Source organism: uncultured Aquimonas sp. (assembly GCF_937888285.1).
Classification (GTDB): domain Bacteria; phylum Pseudomonadota; class Gammaproteobacteria; order Xanthomonadales; family Xanthomonadaceae; genus Aquimonas.
Map to the genome: position 1 here is coordinate 1 of NZ_CALART010000035.1, position 16,730 is coordinate 16,730.

10 protein-coding genes are annotated in these 16,730 nt (G+C 71.7%); 7 read left to right on the forward strand and 3 right to left on the reverse strand.

The features are described 5' to 3' along the window. Window positions 1–478: 478 nt before the first annotated feature. Window positions 479–2,512: a tetratricopeptide repeat protein gene (locus Q0654_RS09140; RefSeq protein WP_298852985.1), complete on the reverse strand. Its 2,034-nt coding sequence runs from the start codon at window positions 2,510–2,512 to the stop codon at window positions 479–481. 250 nt (window positions 2,513–2,762) lie between these two features. Between Q0654_RS09140 and Q0654_RS09145 the strand changes: the two genes are divergently transcribed. From Q0654_RS09145 to Q0654_RS09155, 3 genes are all read left to right on the forward strand, one after another. Beyond that, window positions 2,763–3,335 (forward strand): ECF-type sigma factor, encoded by a 573-nt coding sequence (locus Q0654_RS09145; RefSeq protein ID WP_298852987.1) that lies wholly within the window; start codon window positions 2,763–2,765, stop codon window positions 3,333–3,335. A gap of 90 nt (window positions 3,336–3,425) precedes the next feature. Then, on the forward strand, window positions 3,426–6,188 hold the full coding sequence (locus Q0654_RS09150) for a serine/threonine-protein kinase (RefSeq protein WP_298852990.1): 2,763 nt from the start codon (window positions 3,426–3,428) through the stop codon (window positions 6,186–6,188). A 66-nt stretch (window positions 6,189–6,254) separates the two neighbouring features. Next, window positions 6,255–7,550: a hypothetical protein gene (locus Q0654_RS09155; RefSeq protein WP_298852993.1), complete on the forward strand. Its 1,296-nt coding sequence runs from the start codon at window positions 6,255–6,257 to the stop codon at window positions 7,548–7,550. 19 nt (window positions 7,551–7,569) lie between these two features. Here the strand turns inward: Q0654_RS09155 and Q0654_RS09160 are convergent, their stop codons facing one another. Then, window positions 7,570–8,817, reverse strand: coding sequence for a pyridoxal-dependent decarboxylase, exosortase A system-associated (locus tag Q0654_RS09160; protein WP_298852996.1), 1,248 nt, complete (start codon window positions 8,815–8,817; stop codon window positions 7,570–7,572). A 281-nt stretch (window positions 8,818–9,098) separates the two neighbouring features. On the opposite strand from Q0654_RS09160, the gene Q0654_RS09165 reads away from it, so the two are divergent. From Q0654_RS09165 to Q0654_RS09180, 4 genes are all read left to right on the forward strand, one after another. Next, complete coding sequence (locus Q0654_RS09165) at window positions 9,099–10,529, forward strand: right-handed parallel beta-helix repeat-containing protein (protein WP_298852998.1); 1,431 nt, start codon at window positions 9,099–9,101, stop codon at window positions 10,527–10,529. Window positions 10,530–10,640: 111 nt separating this feature from the next. After that, window positions 10,641–12,011: a right-handed parallel beta-helix repeat-containing protein gene (locus Q0654_RS09170; protein ID WP_298853001.1), complete on the forward strand. Its 1,371-nt coding sequence runs from the start codon at window positions 10,641–10,643 to the stop codon at window positions 12,009–12,011. 372 nt (window positions 12,012–12,383) lie between these two features. Continuing rightward, window positions 12,384–13,133 (forward strand): hypothetical protein, encoded by a 750-nt coding sequence (locus Q0654_RS09175; protein WP_298853005.1) that lies wholly within the window; start codon window positions 12,384–12,386, stop codon window positions 13,131–13,133. After that, window positions 13,118–14,026 (forward strand): hydrolase 1, exosortase A system-associated, encoded by a 909-nt coding sequence (locus Q0654_RS09180; protein WP_298853008.1) that lies wholly within the window; start codon window positions 13,118–13,120, stop codon window positions 14,024–14,026. The genes Q0654_RS09175 and Q0654_RS09180 overlap by 16 nt, the downstream gene beginning before the upstream one ends. 789 nt (window positions 14,027–14,815) lie before the next feature. Here Q0654_RS09180 and Q0654_RS09185 read toward each other — a convergent pair. Then, window positions 14,816–16,417 carry a DUF1565 domain-containing protein gene (locus Q0654_RS09185; protein WP_298853010.1) on the reverse strand — a complete coding sequence of 534 codons (1,602 nt, stop codon included), beginning with the start codon at window positions 16,415–16,417 and terminating at the stop codon, window positions 14,816–14,818. Window positions 16,418–16,730 lie beyond the last annotated feature (313 nt).

A 16,730-nucleotide genomic window follows, 5' to 3' on the forward strand; every position in this document is an offset into this window, starting at 1 on the left:
ACTCAAAGAAAAGTGACTCGGGCCGGCCGAAGGACGGACCGAAAGCTCTTGCTCTGCGCTTCAAGCGACCAAGCGACCAAGCGAAACCGGGGCGAGCGTCGAGCGCATGGTGGGCCAGGGCCCACCCTATGACAGCACCGAGGTCGGGCTGCCCGCACGCGGGAATGGCCATGGATGGCCATGCTTTGGGAGCGCGGAAGGGCTGACCGAAAGCTCTTGCTCTGCGATTCAAGCGACAGAGCGACAGAGCGACAGAACCCCCAAGCAACACCGGGGCGAGTGCGAAGGCCATGGTGGGCCAGGGCCCACCCTATGACAGCACCGAGGTCGGGCTGCCCGCACGCGGGAATGGCCATGGATGGCCATGCTTTGGGAGCGCGGAAGGGCTGACCGAAAGCTCTTGCTCTTCGCCTCCAAACACCAAGCGACGAAGCAAGACCGAGGCGAGAGCGGAGCCCATGGTGGGCCAGGGCCCACCCTAGGGGCTTGCCCACACCGTGTAGAAGTCCGCGAACATGCGCGGATGCCGCGCCTCCAGCTCGGCCCAGGCCATCACGTCCTGCGGCAGTGCGTCCTGCTTCGGCAGCAGCGCCCGCTCGTCCGGGCCCAGCTCCAGACCGCGGAAGCGCAGGCCTGCCGCGTGGATCTGCTGGGTCAGGCCGGGCAGATCGAGCGGCGTGGCGTCCCAGTCCAGCAGCAGGGCGCGACAGGGACCGAGCGCATGGAACTCGGGAAGGGTGTGCAGCGCGCTGATCGGAGAACTCTCCGGCAGGTCGAGCAGCTGCGCGCGGGCCGTTCGCAGATCGTCGCGGCCGGGGTCGAAGCCGATCGTCTGCAGGTGGGCGCGGGCGGCAGCCAGGGCGATGCGCAGGCGCGCGCTGGGCACCCGCAGCCGCAGCAGTCCGCGCGGCGCCAGCCAGGGCTTGAGCTCGGCCAGACGCGCCTGCAGCGGGCCCTTTGGCAGCAGCAGGCGTCCGCTGTCGATGACGGTGTATCCGCCCGAGCCGGCGGCCTCCAGGCCGCCACGCCCCACGCTCAGCTGCGGCAGGCGAAGGCGCTGGGCCTGTTCGGCCAGCGCGGCGGCGAGCGCGGCATCGGGCTCCAGTGCGCGCAGGCTGGCGCCGCGCAGGCGCAGGGCCAGCTCGAAGGCCCATTCGCCGTGGCCGGCGGCCAACGCCAGCACACGCGGGTTGCCCAGCTTGGGCAGGCGCGGCAGCGCAAAAGGGGCAATGCGCTCGGCCAGGTAGTCGGCCAGCGCCAGCCCGCGCGGACTCGCTGGAAGATGGGTCCAGCGGAGACTGGGCAGGGGGCCGGGGTCGGCCGCCGCCTGCGCCAGCAGGGCCTGCACCGGGGCGGGACCACCGCGCGGCTTCAGCGCCTCGAAAGCGGCGATCTCGGCGATTGGTCGATAGGCGAGCAGCGCCGGCAGCCAGGCCACCGGCCAGGGTTCCTGCCGCGCCAACGTCGCCTGCAGGCGGCTGCGCAGGGCTTTGACCGCGCCGCGCTCGGCTTCGGTTTCCGGCCACACGTGGTGCTGGCGCAGGGCGTGCGCGGCCAGCGCACACAGGAAGGACAGCAACAGGTCGTCAAGCGGTGCCTCGACACTGCTGCGCGCAGCCCGCTCGAACAGAATCCCGCGCAGCTGCGCCAGCAGGCGCTGCAGGTCGCGATCGGGCAGCACCGGCTGGCGCAGCAGGGCGCGCACCAGCGGGTTGCCGTACACAGCCGCGCCCAGGCGCAGGTCGGAGGCGCTGTGCGGCGGCAGCGGCTGTGGCCAGGCATCGCGTACGCGCTCAAGCCAGACCCGCGTGCGCGGATCCGCGTGCAGGGCCTCGCAGGCCGGCCGCAGCAGGCGCCGCGGCGGCGCCCATGGGGTGTCGAGCGCACGCACCAGCAGGGCGGGATCGATGGACTCAGACAGGGCGACGCCCGCTTCAGCGCGACGGCGCAGCAGCAGACCGGCCCAGGCCTCGCCGGCGGCCAGCGGGCGCGGGTCATCCCGCAGCAGCGCGGCCAGTTCCGCCTGCGCGGTGTCGAGCTGTCCTGCAGCGGCCCTCAACAGCGCGTGATGTGCGCGGTTGCCGCTGTGCTCGGGACGCAGCTGCAGGGCGCGCGCGCTGTCGACCAGCGCTTCCTCGAAACGTCCCAGCTCGGCCAGCAGTGCACTGCGGTGGAAGAACAGTTCGGCGTCGGCGGGCGCGCGCTCAAGGGCGCGGTCGATCTCCTCAAGCGCCGACTGCGGCCCGCTCTGGCTGCGCCGCACTTCGGCAAGGATGGCGTGGGCCTCCGCACAGCCCGGGTCGATCTCCAACGCACGCGCAGCCAGGGCTCGAGCCTCCTCGTGGCGGCCCTTGAGCACCAGCACGGTGGCGAGGTTGGACAGCACGGACACGCGCTCGGGCACCAGCGTCAGCGCCTCGCGGTACAGGGCCTCAGCCTCGTCCAGGCGGCCGCGCTGGTGGTAGTCCAAGGCCGTGAAGAACAGGTCCTTGGCGCGTTCGGTGGGGTCCATCGGTGGCTGCGTGCGCGGTTCGAGGCCGACTAGGGTGCACCATTCCCGCAGTGTCGGCATCCAGCTACGCGCGCCCGGCGCAGCCATCGCCCGCCACGATCGCGCCTGCTCCTCGGCATGCACTGGCGCTTGCGGCGACGCGGCGGCGCCCGTTGAGATCCGTAAGCGCGCCGGCGGGGTTTTGGCTACCCTGCCGTGCGCGCCGGCTGACCGAGCCTCGGCGGCAGGAGTGGCGAGCGGAGGTCGGGCGATGATCGAAGCCGAGGAGCTGCAGCCGCCAGCGATCACCCGCCTGCTTCGACAGTGGCAGGGCGGCGATGCGTCGGCTCGCGAACGACTGGTCGAAGCCGTGTACGGGCAGGTGCGGGCGATCGCCCAGCGCAGCGCGCGCGCCCTGCCCGGCGGCAGCCTGTCGGCGACCGAGCTGGCGCACGAGGCCCTGCTGCGACTGCTGGAGGCCGAGGCCAGCTGGGAAGACCGTCGGCACTTCTTCAACGTCGTCGCCCAGGCCACCCGCCAGGTGCTGGTGGATGCGGCGCGTCGACGCCTGCGCGACAAGCGCGGCGGCGGCGCCGTACCGCTCAGCCTGTCGGCGGCCGATGGCGTGGCCTGCGAGGAGGACGCCACCCTGCTGCGCCTGCACGAGGCGCTGGAAGCGCTGGCGCGGCAGGACGGGCGACGCGCGCAGGCGCTGGAGTTGACCTATTTCGCTGGCCTTGACCGCGAGCAGGTGGCGCGCGCGCTGTGCGTCTCGGTGCCTACCGTCGACCGCGACCTGCGCTTCGGTCGCGCTTGGCTGAAACAGGCCCTGGAGTCGGAGTGAATCCTCGAGTGACGGCTGCGCCTGATCCGATCGCCCGCGCCGCGACGTACATCCGATCACTCCCATCCGCGCCCCACAGGCCGATCCCCCATGTCCGAGCCCGCGCCCTCGCTTGATGTGCTCGCAGCCCACTTCGACGCGCTGGTGGCGCTGCCGCCGGCAGCGCGCGCCGAGGCGCTGGCCGCACTCGCGCTCACGCCCGCGGAGCGGCACGCGCTGGTGGGCCTGCTGCGCGCCGACGAGGACGCCGAGACGGTGATCCGCGGCGCGCTGGCAGCCACCGCCTTGCGGCTGGAAAGTGAACGCCCCGCGGCCAGCGCAGGCAGCCGCATCGGCCCCTGGGAAGTGCTGCGCGAACTCGGCGCCGGCGGTATGGGCACGGTGTTCGAGGTGCAGCGCGTGGACGGCGGCTACCGCCAGCGCGGCGCGCTCAAGCTGCTGCGCGGATTTCCCACCGAGGACGGCCGCCGCAGGATCCGCCAGGAGCGGCAGGTGCTGGCTAGCCTGGAGCACCCCTGGATCGCCCGCCTGATCGACGGCGGCGAGCTCGCCGACGGACAGCCCTACTTCGTCATGGAGTACGTCGAGGGCGAGGACGTCTGCGCCCATGCCGCCCGCCAACACCTGGACCGCGGCGCGCGGGTGGCGCTGGTGCAGCGCATCGCCGAAGCGGTGGCACACGCCCATCAGCGGCTGGTGATCCATCGCGACCTCAAGCCCTCGAACGTGTTGGTGGCCGCCGACGGCACGCCGCGCGTGCTCGACTTCGGCGTGGCCAAGCTGGTCGATGTCGGCGGCGACAGCCGCGACACCTCGACGCGGGTGTGGACGCCGGGCTATGCCAGCCCCGAACAGTCCGCCGGCCGCGCGGTGACCACCGCCACCGACGTGTTTTCGCTGGGCATGCTGCTGCGCGAGCTGCTTGAAGCGCGCCGGCCCGACGGCGGCGCCAGCGCGGCGGGGCTGCTGCCGGTGGCGCTGGATGCCGACCTGCGCGCGATCCTCGCCCAGGCCACCGCGCCAGAGGCGAGCGAGCGCTATCCCAGCGTCGAGGCCCTGCGCGACGAGCTGCAGCGCTGGCGCGAGGGCCGGCCGGTGCGGGCGATGCGGCCGCGCCCGCTGTACCGGCTGTCGCGCTTCGCCCGCCGCCATCGCGGCAGCGTCAGCATTGCCGTGCTGGTGCTGCTGGCCCTGCTGCTGTTCCTGTGGCGGCTGGGCGTGGAGCGCGACCGCGCGCTGGCGGCCGAGGCCCGCGCCGAGCAGCAGCGTGCGCTGGCCGAACAGTCGGCCGCGCAGGCCCAGGCCACGCTCAATTTCTTCAGCGGCCTGCTGCTGGAGCTGTCGCCCGACGGCGATGTCGACGCCCCGATCACCCTGCGCCGCATGCTGGAGCGCGGCGCCGATCGGGTCCGCCGCGAGCTGCCGCAGGGCGCCTCCGAAGTCGCCCTCGTCAATGCCTACCTGGGTTCGCTGCACGCGATGCTGGGCGAGGCGACGCAGGCCGAGCCGCTGCTGCGCGACAGCCTGCAGGCGCTGTCGGAGCAGGGCCTGGACCGCGGGCCGGCCTATGCGCGCGCCGCCTCGCAGTACGCGCAGCTGCTAGTCGACCTCGGCCGTCTGCCGGAAGCCACGCCTTGGCTGGAGCGCGCCGAGCGCGCCTACGCGGCCCTGCCCAGCGCGGACGCGCGGGCGATGGCGACAGCCCAGCGCGTGCAGGCGGCCACCTATGCCGAGCGCTTCGACGAGGCCGAGCGCGAAGCGCGGCTCGGCCTCACGGTCGCACTGCGAGAGCGCGCCAGCGCCGATGCGGTGGCCACGCTCGATCAGCAGCTGGCCGGCGCGCTGAACTCGCAGGCGCGCTCGGCCGAGGCCGCCGACGCCGCCGCCGCCGGGCTGGCCCGACTGCGCGAGGCCGGGCTCGGCAACTCGCTGTTCGCCTACCAGTTCGAGTTCGAAGCCGGCCGCGCGCGGCTTGGTCTGGGCGAAGCGCAGACCGCGCTGGACCACTTCGATCGTGCCCGCGCCCTGTACGTGCAGGCGCGCGGCGAAGGCGGCCTGCTGCGGATCATCGTCGACGAGTGGCGGATGAGTGCCCTGCAGGCGCTCGGTCGGCCGGCCGAGGTGCGCGCGCTGGCCGAGCAGGTGCAGGCCGACTGGCAGGGCCTGGGCCGGGCGCCCGATGCGCTGTCGCGCTGGATTCTGGCGCATGCGCGCCTGTCCGAGGGCGACCTGGTCGGCGCACGCGCCGACGTCGAAGCTCTACTCGCCGATGCCAGCGGCTTTGCGGGGCTACAGCCCGGCCAGGCCGATCGCGTGCGCTGGGGCGCGGCGCGCGTGCTGGCTTTGGGCGGCGCTGCGGCGCGCGCGAAAACCTTGATTGCGGACGGGCTCGGAGCCGCAACATCAAGCGACGGCGAGAACCCTTCGGCCGAGCGCTGGCGCCTGCTGGCGGTCGAGGTGCAGCTGCTGGATGGCGAGGCCGAAGCAGCCGCCCGCGCACTGGACGCACTGGAAGCCGAGGCCGGCGGCGCCCTGGCGCTGCGCGAGCGTCAGGGCCTGCACGCGGCGCGGCTGCAGGCGCAGGTGCGCACGGCCAGCGATGCGCTTGAGGCCGCGGGCGAAGCGCTGGACTGGGCCGTGCAGCAGACCCGAACCGCCGCTGCGCTGGAGCTGGCACGGCTGGCGGTCGATCGCGTCGACTGGCTGCGCGCCCGCGGCGAACGCGCCGCCGCGGCAGGCCTGCTGGGCACACACCTGCCCGAGCTGCGCGCGCGGCTGCGCAACGAGCAGCCGGACCGGGCCCGCGCCGAGGCGCTGGCGGCTTCGCTGGGGCTGGAGCTCGCGCCGCGCTGAGCCGCGCGTGATGGGATCCCGCACGCAAGGGCGTAGCAGACAGGGCACCTCTCTGGAGTCCGCCCCATGCGCCCTGCCTGTTCGTTCGTCTGTCTCGTTGTTTCCGCCGCGCTATGGGCCGGCGCCGCACAGGCGCAGTCCTACGCCTTCTTCCGTGTCGATGGCCCCGGCGGCGTGCAGGCCAACGGCGGTGTCTTCGAGCCCGCGCTGTCGGCCGACGGCCGCGTGCTGGTCTTCAACGTCGGCAGCGGCAGCCTGCTCTCGGGCGGCGCTTCCGGCGCCCAGGTGATCGCACTCGATCTCGGCAGCGGCGTGCTGTCGGTGGTCAGCGGCACGCCCGGCGGCCAGGCCTCGGCGGCCTCGACCGTCAACGAGAAGGCGGTGGCCTCGGCCAACGGCCGCTTCGTCGCCTTCGACACGGCCTCGTCGACCTACACCGGCGGCGCGGCCGGCGTGCATGTGGTGCGCATCGACCGCGTCACCGGCATGGCCGCCCTGGTCAACCTCACCGCCAGCGGCACTCTGCCAACGGGCACGCTGTCCCGCGTGGGCGGCATTTCAGGCGATGGCCGCTACGTCGCGTTCAGCTCCAACGCCAGCGGCCTGGTGGCGGGCGACGCGGGCTCATCGAGCTTCGCCGTCTACGTGCGCGACCTGAGCTCAGGCACGACCCAGCGCATCGACCTCACGCCGGGCGGCGGCCCGGGCAACGGCGGCGCCGGCAGCGAGCGGCCGACGATCAGCGAGGACGGCCGCTGGGTGGCCTTCGCCAGCAGCGCCAGCAACCTGCTGGGCACGCCGACCAGCGGCTCGGTGCGCATCTACCTGCGCGATCGGATCGCCGGCACCACCAGCCAGGCCAGTCTGGGCCCGGGCGGCAGCGATCTGAGCGGCGCGCGCAACCCGGTGATCTCGCCCGATGCCAGCCTCGTGGTGTTCGGTTCGACCGCGGGCGGCGCCAGCGCCACCCAGCTGTGGGTGCGCCGTCTGAACCAGCCGGCCGCCGTCGCGGTGCCCGCCGCTGCCGGCATGGGGATCTGCGACAGCGCGCGGATCAGCAACACGGGCCTGGTGATCGCGCAGTGCCGGCGCGGTGTCGGCCAGCCCGCGCAGGCCTATGCCTGGTCGCTGGCCCAGCCCACCCTGCCGCCCGAGCTGATCAGCGGCAGCGATGCCGGCAACACCGTGCCCGGCAACGGAACGAGCGGCGTACGCGTGGCGGTCAGCCGCGACGCCAGCGTGTTCGCCTTCGACTCGCTGGCCAGTGACCTGGTCAGCGGCGACAGCAACAACGCCAGCGACGTCTTCGTCTACGCCCTGCCGGCGGTGCTGGAGGGGCTGTTCTCGGATGGGTTCGAGTAGCGTCTTCCGCAGGCTCGACTCACACCAGCGCCTCCACCACTTCCGGATGCCCCAGGAACTCGCGCGGGCTCGCGGTCTTGCCGTAGGCACCGGACTGGAACACCACCACCAGATCACCCTCCTGCGCCACGCCCAGATCAGCGCGGTCGGCGAGCAGGTCGAGCGGCGTGCACAGCGGGCCGACCACGCTGGCGGTTTCGCGATCGCCGGGTCGCGCATTGACCATGGCCGGATAGTTCTTGCGCAGCACCTGTCCGAAGTTGCCGCTGGCGGCGAGGTGGTGGTGCATGCCGCCGTCGCAGACGAGGAAGACCTGCCCGCGCGAGAGCTTGCGGTCGATCACCCGCGCCACGTAGACGCCGGCCTCGCCCGCCAGATAGCGGCCGAGCTCCAGCACCAGATGGCCCTGCGGAAACTCGCGGGCGCAGCGCTCGGCGAGACCGTGCAGGCAGTCGGCCACCGGCGCGAGCTCAAGCGGCGTATCCGCGAGCGTGTACGGGATGCCGAAGCCGCCGCCGAGGTTCAGGCTGCGCACCGGCGCCGGCAGCTGCTCGGCCCAGCCGAGGATCAGCTCGTAGCTCCTGGTCTGCGCCTCGACAATCGCCTCGGCCTTCAGGTTCTGCGAGCCGGCGTAGAGGTGGAAACCCTCGAAGGCCAGCCCGAGCGCGCGGATCTCGGCCAGCAGATCCGGCACCCGTTCGGCATCGACGCCGAACTGCTTGGCGCCGCCGCCCATGCGCATGCCCGAAGCCTTCAACTCGAAAGGCGGGTTGATGCGGATCGCCACCCGCGCGGCCTCGCCGCTGGCGTCGCTGGCCTGGGCGAGCGCGCGCAGCTCGCGGAAGCTCTCGATGTTGATCAGGATGCCCGCGGCCTGCGCCTGCTTCAGATCGGCATCGCTCTTGCCCGGGCCGGCGAAGCTGACGTGCTGCGCGTCCATGCCGGCATCGAGTGCAACGCGCAGCTCGCCGACCGAAGCCACGTCCAGCCCGTCGGTGAGTCCCGCCATGTGCGCGACCACCGCCGGCATCGGGTTGCACTTCACCGCGTAGTGCAGGTGCACGGCTGGCGGCAGCACGCCACGCAGCTGCGCGACCCGCGCGCTCAGCCGGCTGCGGTCGTAGACGTAGCAGGGCGTGCGGCCGATGGCGTCGACCACCCGCGACAGCGGGCGCCCGCCGATCAGCAGTTCGCCGCGGGCGTCCACGCGCCAGGGCAGGCCCTGGGCCCAGGGCAGTTCGAGTTCGGGGCTGGAGGGCTGGATCATAGCGGTCGCGTTGTGTGACGGGGCGCACATTGTGCCGGATCAGGCCGCGCAGCGCGGCCCTGCTCGGGGCCAGGCAGCCTGCTGCGCGCTGAACGCGCAGCCTGCGCGACGGGCCGGACTGCGAACCCGCCCGGCAGCGCAAACCGGCCTCGCTTCACTGTTCCGCACATGCATGGCGCAAGGGCGAAGCCTCTCACAGTTGTTCACAGGAACTGTCACGATTCTTGGCCGCACCGCGCCGGCACCACCCGGCGCCCTGCCCCTGACCGATGAGTCCGACCATGTCCCTGCGCGCCCTCGCCCTCTACCTGTCCGCCCTGCTCGCCAGCAGTGCTGCGCCCGCCGCCGAGTGGTTCGTCAGCCCGACCGGCAACGACAGCAGCGGCACCGGCAGCCAGGCCAACCCCTTCCGCACGGTCAAGCGCGTGCTCAGCACCACAAACGGCGTGGTCAGCCATGGCGACACCGTGACCCTGCGCGGGCCGGCCGGCAACCGCACCTACAACGAATGCGACGTGCGCCTGCGCGTGCGCCTGACCCTGCGCTCCTTCCCCGGCGAACGCGCGCACCTCCACTGCGACATCACCACCAACAACAGCGCGACGATCCAGATCGACCCGGGCGCGTCCGGCAGCGTGCTGCGCGATCTCGAAGTCAGCGGCGGCCGCTACTACGGCGTGTTCCTGCAGACCGGCTGGTACCAGGGCGGCGGCGAGCAGCTGACCGGCGCCCGCGACGTGCTGATCGAGGACCTGCTGATCCACAGCACCGGCCGCGACGGCATCAAGGTCACGCCGAAGTCCGACCGCCTGACCGTGCGCCGCACCGAGATCCACAGCACCGGCATGATCTATCCGGCCGGCACGCCGCTGGACAACCGCAACGCCGACGGCATCGACAACGTGCAGGGCTCGGGCATGCGGGTCGAGGACAGCTACCTGCACAACATCTCGACCACCGGCCTGTACTTCAAGGGCGGCGCCCAGGATGTGGTGATCGAGCGCAACGTCATCGACGGCACCGGTATCGGCGGCATCCTGGTCGGCTTCGACACCAGCGTCGAGTTCTTCGACCGCCAGGCCAACCCGGGCTGGTACGAGTCGATCCGCGGCACCGTGCGCAACAACCTGGTGATGAACACCCAGTACGCGGGCATCGGCCTGTATGCGTCGCAGGACGCCCTGGTCGCCCACAACACCCTGGTCAACACCGCCCAGACCGGCCATGCGGCCCTGTACTTCGGCGTGGTCTTCCAGGACTGGGACCCGATCGCCGGCCGCCCGCCCAACCTGCGCCCGCGCGTGCTCAACAACCTGGTGATCCAGAACGCCGGCAAGTGCATGGACATCCGCTACAGCAGCGAGCTGGGCGGCCTGTCCGGGCTGTCGGGCGCGACCGGCAGCAACTTCAACGCCTTCCGCGCGGCCAGCGGCAGCTGCCGCTTCACCGACCAGCGACCCGGCAGCCCGGTCGGCAGCAGCGGCACGCTGGCGCAGTGGCGCAGCCACACCGGCGGTGACGGCAGCAGCCTGCAGGGCAACTACAGCGTCGATGCCGCCGGCCGCCTGCCCGCCGGCAGCCCGCTGATCAATGCCGGCACGCCACTGGCGGAAGTGAGCGACGACTTCGACCGCGAGCCGCGCGATAGCCAGCCCGACATCGGTGCCGACGAGCTGGCCGCAGACTTCATCTTCGCCGGCGGCTTCGAATAGGCCTTCGACCCTCCGGATAGCGTGATCCAATCCGCAGTTCCTGCCTATACTGTGATGGATATCACCGTATAGGCTCTCGCGATGCTTCGCCTTCGCCCGTGGCTCCTGACGATGGCCCTGCTCGCGGCCGCTCCACTGCCCGCCGCCGAATGGTTCGTGGCGCTCGACGGCGATGACGCCCGCGGCAACGGCAGCCGCGAACAGCCCTTCCGCAGCGTCGGCCGGGTGCTCAGCACCAGCAATGGCGTGGTCAGCCCCGGCGACACCGTCACCCTGCGCGGCAGCGGCGAAGGCCGCTACGAGGAATGCCAGCTGCGCCTGCGCATGCCCCTGACCCTGCGCGCCGCACCCGGCGAACGCGTCCACGTGCACTGCGACCCGGCGACGCCCGATTCCTCGGTGGTGCAGATCGACCCCACCGCCTCGGGCAGCACGCTGATCGGCCTGGAGCTGTCGGGCGCGCAGTACTACGGCGTGTTCCTGCAGAGCTGGTGGGAGCGCGAGGGCGAAGCGACCGCCACCGGCGCCTCGGACGTGCTGCTCGAAGACCTGCACATCCACCACACCGGCCGCGACGGCATCAAGCTGACGCCGAAGTCGAACCGGGTGACGATCCGCCGCTGCCATATCCACCACACCGGCGCGCTGTATCCGCCCGGCACGCCGCTGGAGCGCAGGAACGCCGACGGCATCGACAACGTCGGCGGCCATGACATGCGGGTCGAGGACTGCCACATCCACGACATCGCCACCTCGGGCCTGTACTTCAAGGGCGGCGCCCGGCGCGCGCTGATCCAGCGCAACCGCATCGAGAACGTCGGCATGTCCGGCATCCTGGTCGGCTTCGACACCAGCGAGAAGTTCTTCGACACCCTCGACAACCCGGACTACTACGAGTCCATCGACGCGCGCGTGCACAACAACCTGATTCGCGGCGCGGCCTATGCCGGCATCGGCCTGTACGCCTCGAAGAACGCGCAGCTGCGCAACAACACGATCATCGATGCGGCGCGCGAGGGCCATGCCGCGCTGTACTTCGGCATCGTCTTCCAGGACTGGGACGAACGCGCCGGCCGGCCGCCGAACCGCGGCGCCGACATCCGCCACACCCTGGTGCTGCAGGACGGCGGCGCCTGCATGGCGGTGCGCTGGTCGCAGGAGCTGGGCGGCCTGGCCGGGCTCGAAGGCCCGGTCGGCTCCGACCACAACGTGTTCCACGACCGCCGCGGCAGTTGTGGATTCAGCGACAGCCGACCCGGCAGCCGCATTCCGGTGCCGGCCAGTCTGGCGCGCTGGCGGCAGGCACTGGGCGCCGACCTCGACAGCCGGGAGCAGGCGTTCACCCTGGATGCCCGCGGCGCCCTGCCGCTGGATTCGCCCCTGCGCGGCAGCGCCGGCAGCACCGCACCCGAGGACGACCTCTACGGCCGCCGTCGCGGCAAGGCCGCCGACCCCGGCGCGGTGCAGGCGGATGCGGGTTGAGGCGAGCGGCACAGGCCGCTGCCCGCCTCTGCGCATGTGCCCGGCTACGGTCGGGCGCAAGCGGCAGGAAAAAAACTCCGCCGGCCTGATCGATCTCGCCGCCGAATTGCGAGTAGGCCTTCTGTCGACCCGAGTTGTCTCGTTCGACCACGGGCGGAGCTCCGCCGCCCTGGCTCTGGTTATCACTCGCAGCGCGAGTTTTCGTGTTCGGCGTGACCCCCCGACCCTGGCACGCAGGGTCGGGGGCTTTCCGGGCCCGTTGCCAGACAGTGGCGACCGCGAAACACAGGCCGCCAGTGCGCGAAGCCGAGCGGCGATACCTGCCCTCATCTCGCGCCGCCGCCGGCCCGGAACCTGCAGGGCGACGCGCGCATGAACGCGCTCGACTTCCTCCCCGGCCCCAACGGCGCGCTGGCATGCCGCTACTGGCAGGGCGACGCGCAGCGCGCACCGGTACTGCTGCTGCCGCCCCTGCATGAGGAAATGAACCGCTCGCGCGTGCAGCTGCGGCGCATCGGCGAGCACCTGCAGGCGCTCGGCCACAGCGTGCTGCTGGGCGACCTGTCGGGCACGGGCGACAGCGCGGGCGAATTCGGCGAGGCCTCGCTCGATCGCTGGCGCGCAGACGTCGATGTCCTGTTCGATCACCTGCAGACCGGCCACGGCGCGGCGCCGGTCGCCGTGGCCCTGCGCGGCGGCGCGCTGCTGATTTCCGCACGCTGCCGGCACTGGATCGCCGCCTTTCCGCTGGCCAGCGGACAGCAGCAGATCCAGCTGTGGCTGCGCCAGCGCCTGTACATGGGGCGCTTCCAGGGCGAGGACATCGACCGCGACCGCCTGCTCGAGACCTGGCGTCGGGAAGGTATCGAGCTGGCCGGCTATGCGCTGTCCGCGGCCCTGCTCGCCGAACTGGAACCCGCGCGGCTGCCGCTGGCTGCAAAGCCGGTCACCGGACACGTTCTGGAATGGCAGCAGGCACAGCCCTCGCCAAGCTTCGCCGCCGCGGTGGCGAAGGCTTCGCTGCAGTGGCGCTCACTGTCCGGCCCGGCCTTCTGGCAGACCCCTGAAACCGCCGTGATCGACGGCCTGCCGGAGGCGATCGCCGCATGGATGCCCACGTAGTGCCCGCCGGCGCGGCCATGCCCGAGCCCTTCTTCATTCCGCTCGGCGAGGCGCGGCTCGCGGCGATGCTGCACCACGGCCGCGCGAACGCCGCGGTCGGCGTGCTGATCGTGGTCGGCGGCCCGCAGTACCGCGTCGGCGCGCACCGGCAGTTCCTGCTGCTGGCGCGCCGACTGGCGGCCGCCGGCATTCCCTGCCTGCGCTTCGACCTGCGCGGCATGGGCGACAGCAGCGGCGAGGCAGTCGACTACCTGCAGGCCCGCGCCGACATCGACGCCGCCATCGACGCCTTCAAGACGCGCTGCCCTGGCCTGCGCGGCATCGTGCCCTGGGGCCTCTGCGATGGCGCAGCCGCGATCCTGCTGCATGCGGCGACGCGGTCGGACATCGCCGGCCTGGTGCTGTTGAACCCCTGGGTGCGCCAGCAGCACACGCACGCACAGAGCCTGGTGCGCCACTACTACTGGAACCGCCTGCGTTCCAGGGACTTCTGGCGCAAGCTGCTGCGCGGCGGCGTCGACATCGGCCGCGCCCTGCGCGGCCTGCTGTCGGCGCTGCGGCAGAGCCGTCCTGCAACGGAGCCTGCCGAGGACAGCGAGGCCAGGACGGCGGTGACGGCGCAGAACTTCGTCGCGCGCATGGCCGCGCGCTGGCAGCGCTGCGAAGCGCCGAGCCTGGTATTGCTGTCGGGCGACGATCTGGTCGCCGCCGAATTCCGCCGGCTGTGCAGCGACAACCCGCACTGGAAGGCACGGCTGAGCCACCCGCGGGTGACCTGCATCGAACTGCCCGGCGCCGATCACACCTGCTCCAGCGCGCAGCACCGCGCCCGAGTGGAAGACGAGACCCTGGCCTTCGTGCAGAGCCTCGAAGGCGTGGCCTCCAAGCGTTGAAGCGGCATCGATGCGGTGACGTGAGGCGGTCAAGCGCGCGCAAGACAGCATCCGAGGCGTAGGCGTGATGCGAGCAGCCAAGCCTGTGTAGGGGCACTCGCCCCCTGAGCCTCACGCGATCCGCCGAACCCGAGGCAAGCCTGAGGCGATCAGCCAAACCTGAGGCAAGCCCCCGGCAGGTGCGCTGCGCTTACCTGCCCTACGCGCACAGGCGCATTCGGTTTTGACGTTCGCTTGGCGTCTTCCGCTCTTGTAGGGCTGGTAAGCGCAGCGCACCTGCCAGCACGTCCTCACGACGCGAACCACCACCCGACACCACGACGCGCGCTCGCACCTCCGCGCCTTCAAACCCACCGTCACGCAAGCCCCTCTCCCCTCGCGGGAAGCGCAGGAGAGTGTGTGTCGGCTGCCGGTGGCAGCCGACACTCTCCGCAGCCCGAGCGAAGCGAAGGCAGGTTGGGGAGAGGGGGCGACGCTCGCCCCGAGCCCTGGCGCTTTGGCGAGGCGCCTGCCTCAGCATTCCGACCTCGCCGCTGGCGTAGCCCGCCCGTGCGAATACTTCGCCGACCTTGATCGAATCCGTCCCCGTTTTACGGGTGGTGATCCTGCCGACGCAGGTTGTCCTGCGGCGACCCCGGGCGGGCTCCGCCGACCCGGCGCTTGCTATCGCTCACCTTCGAGCAGTGTTCTGGGCATTCGCCCCGGCCCTGGCGACAGTCAGGGCCGGGGATTCTTCTCAGGAGGCCCCGCTGACCGCCGCTGCTCTTGATTGCCACTGCCGTCGCGCTGCTACTCGAACCCGCTGCCAAACACCCGGTTCAGATCGACAAAGCTGCGGCTGGCCTCGGACGTGTTGCCGTAGGCGCCGAGATTGACCCGTCCACCGTTCGGCACCGACTCATTCGCGTACGGCGAACCCGTATCCCCCGCATCGATCGCCGGGCTGTTGCGCCCATCGGGCACCCAGCCAGCCGGGCTGTAACGCCCGCCCATCGACTGCACGTGGTAATCCCCACCCGGCGCCGATACGAACAGCGGATCGACGTTGCGATTTCCCGTACCCGCCTGCGCAGTGATCGAGTGGGTGATGGCGAAGCTGCCGCCGCTGTTGGTCGCGAACTCACGCGTATTGCCCCACAGGATCGAGTTCTTCAGCGTCAGCGTGGAGCTGGCCTCGATCAGGATCGCCGCACCGCCCGGCGCACTGGCCGCGCAGGCATGGCCGGCGATGGTCAGATGCTCGGCGGTGACCCGCGACACCCCGCCCGGGCCGCCATCGACATAGATCGCCGCGCCGTAGCGGTTGCCGCCGGTGCAGCGATTGGCCACCACCAGATCGTTGCGCATCGTGCCGGTCGAGCCTTCGTCCCAGAACACGCCCGAGCCCGCGGAAGGCGCGCCGTTGTCGGTGATCAGATTGCGCTCGGTGGTGGCCACCGCGCCGTCGAACATCAGCCCGCCGCCCCAGCCGTAACCCGCAGTGGCACCGACCACGTTGCCGCGCACGATGTTGCCGCGCAGCTCGGTCACCGCCGTCGACAGATACACCCCACCGCCGTGGTCGCTGTGCGCGGTGTTGTTGGCGATGCGGTTGCGCAGCAGCAGGGCCTGGCGGCCGCTGATGGTGATGCCCGCGCCCTTGCCGGCGCGGTTGTCCTCGATGAGGTTGTCCTCGACGCGCAGGGTGCCGCCGCCGCTCTCGGTGCCGTTGCGCACATACACTCCGCCGCCGCGGGAATCCTGCCCCGTGTGGTTGCGACTGCGGTTGGCGCGGATGCGGTTGTGGCTGATCACGAGCGTCACCCCGCTACCGAGCGTGGCGTAGACACCGCCGCCGTGGCCGTAGCCGTTCTGCCAGCTGGTGCCGAGGCCGACGCCGCCGGTGATCTCGAAGCCATCCAGCACGGTTTCGCCACTGCCGCCCAGATGCAGCTGGATCGCGGGATTCAGGCCCTGACCGTCGAGCACGCTGCGATGCACCGAAGCATCGCGCGCTGCGAAGTCCGCGCTGAAGCCGCCGAGCAGGCTGAGCCGCTTGCTGCTGGGCGTCGACAGGCTGCCCAGCGCGAGGTTCTCGCGATAGGTGCCCGCGGCCACCTGCACGGTGTCGCCGGCCTTGGCGCCCGCCAACGCTGCCGCGACCGTCGCCAGCGGCGCCGAGGCCGTGCCCGTACCGCCGGCTGCGGCGCCGGCACGCACGCAGATCACCGCCACGCCGGCGCTTGTGAACCCCGTGCAGGCGTAGCGCAGCCCGTTGTCCGCCCCCTGCGGGCCCTCGCCGATGACCGCAGCGTGGCCGGGTACAGCGGCCAGCAGCGTGGCCCAGACCAGGAGCGCGGTCCGCGTTGTTCGACGGAAACCACGTTGCCGCTTGAGGAAGGAATCAGGCATCGCCGTGCGCCCCTGCTGCGGCCGACTGCGCGGCGAGCACCCACGCAAACGGCCAAAAGAGTGCGCATGATCACCCTTTGAATGTGATTGTTCTAGCGTCTCGGCCGCACGTCGAACCCATGGGGCGGTTCTTGACCCGCCGCACTTCGATACGCCCGCTGGAAACTGGGACACCGCGATGGCCAATCGCCCCTGAAGGCCTTCGGCTTGTGGAAGCGCGCTTGGCTCTCGACGCGCAGGGCTTGAACCGAGCGCAGGCTGCGGTCGCCTGCAAGCAGGCTCCACAAAGCGCGAGGGCAGACGAATCTAAGGG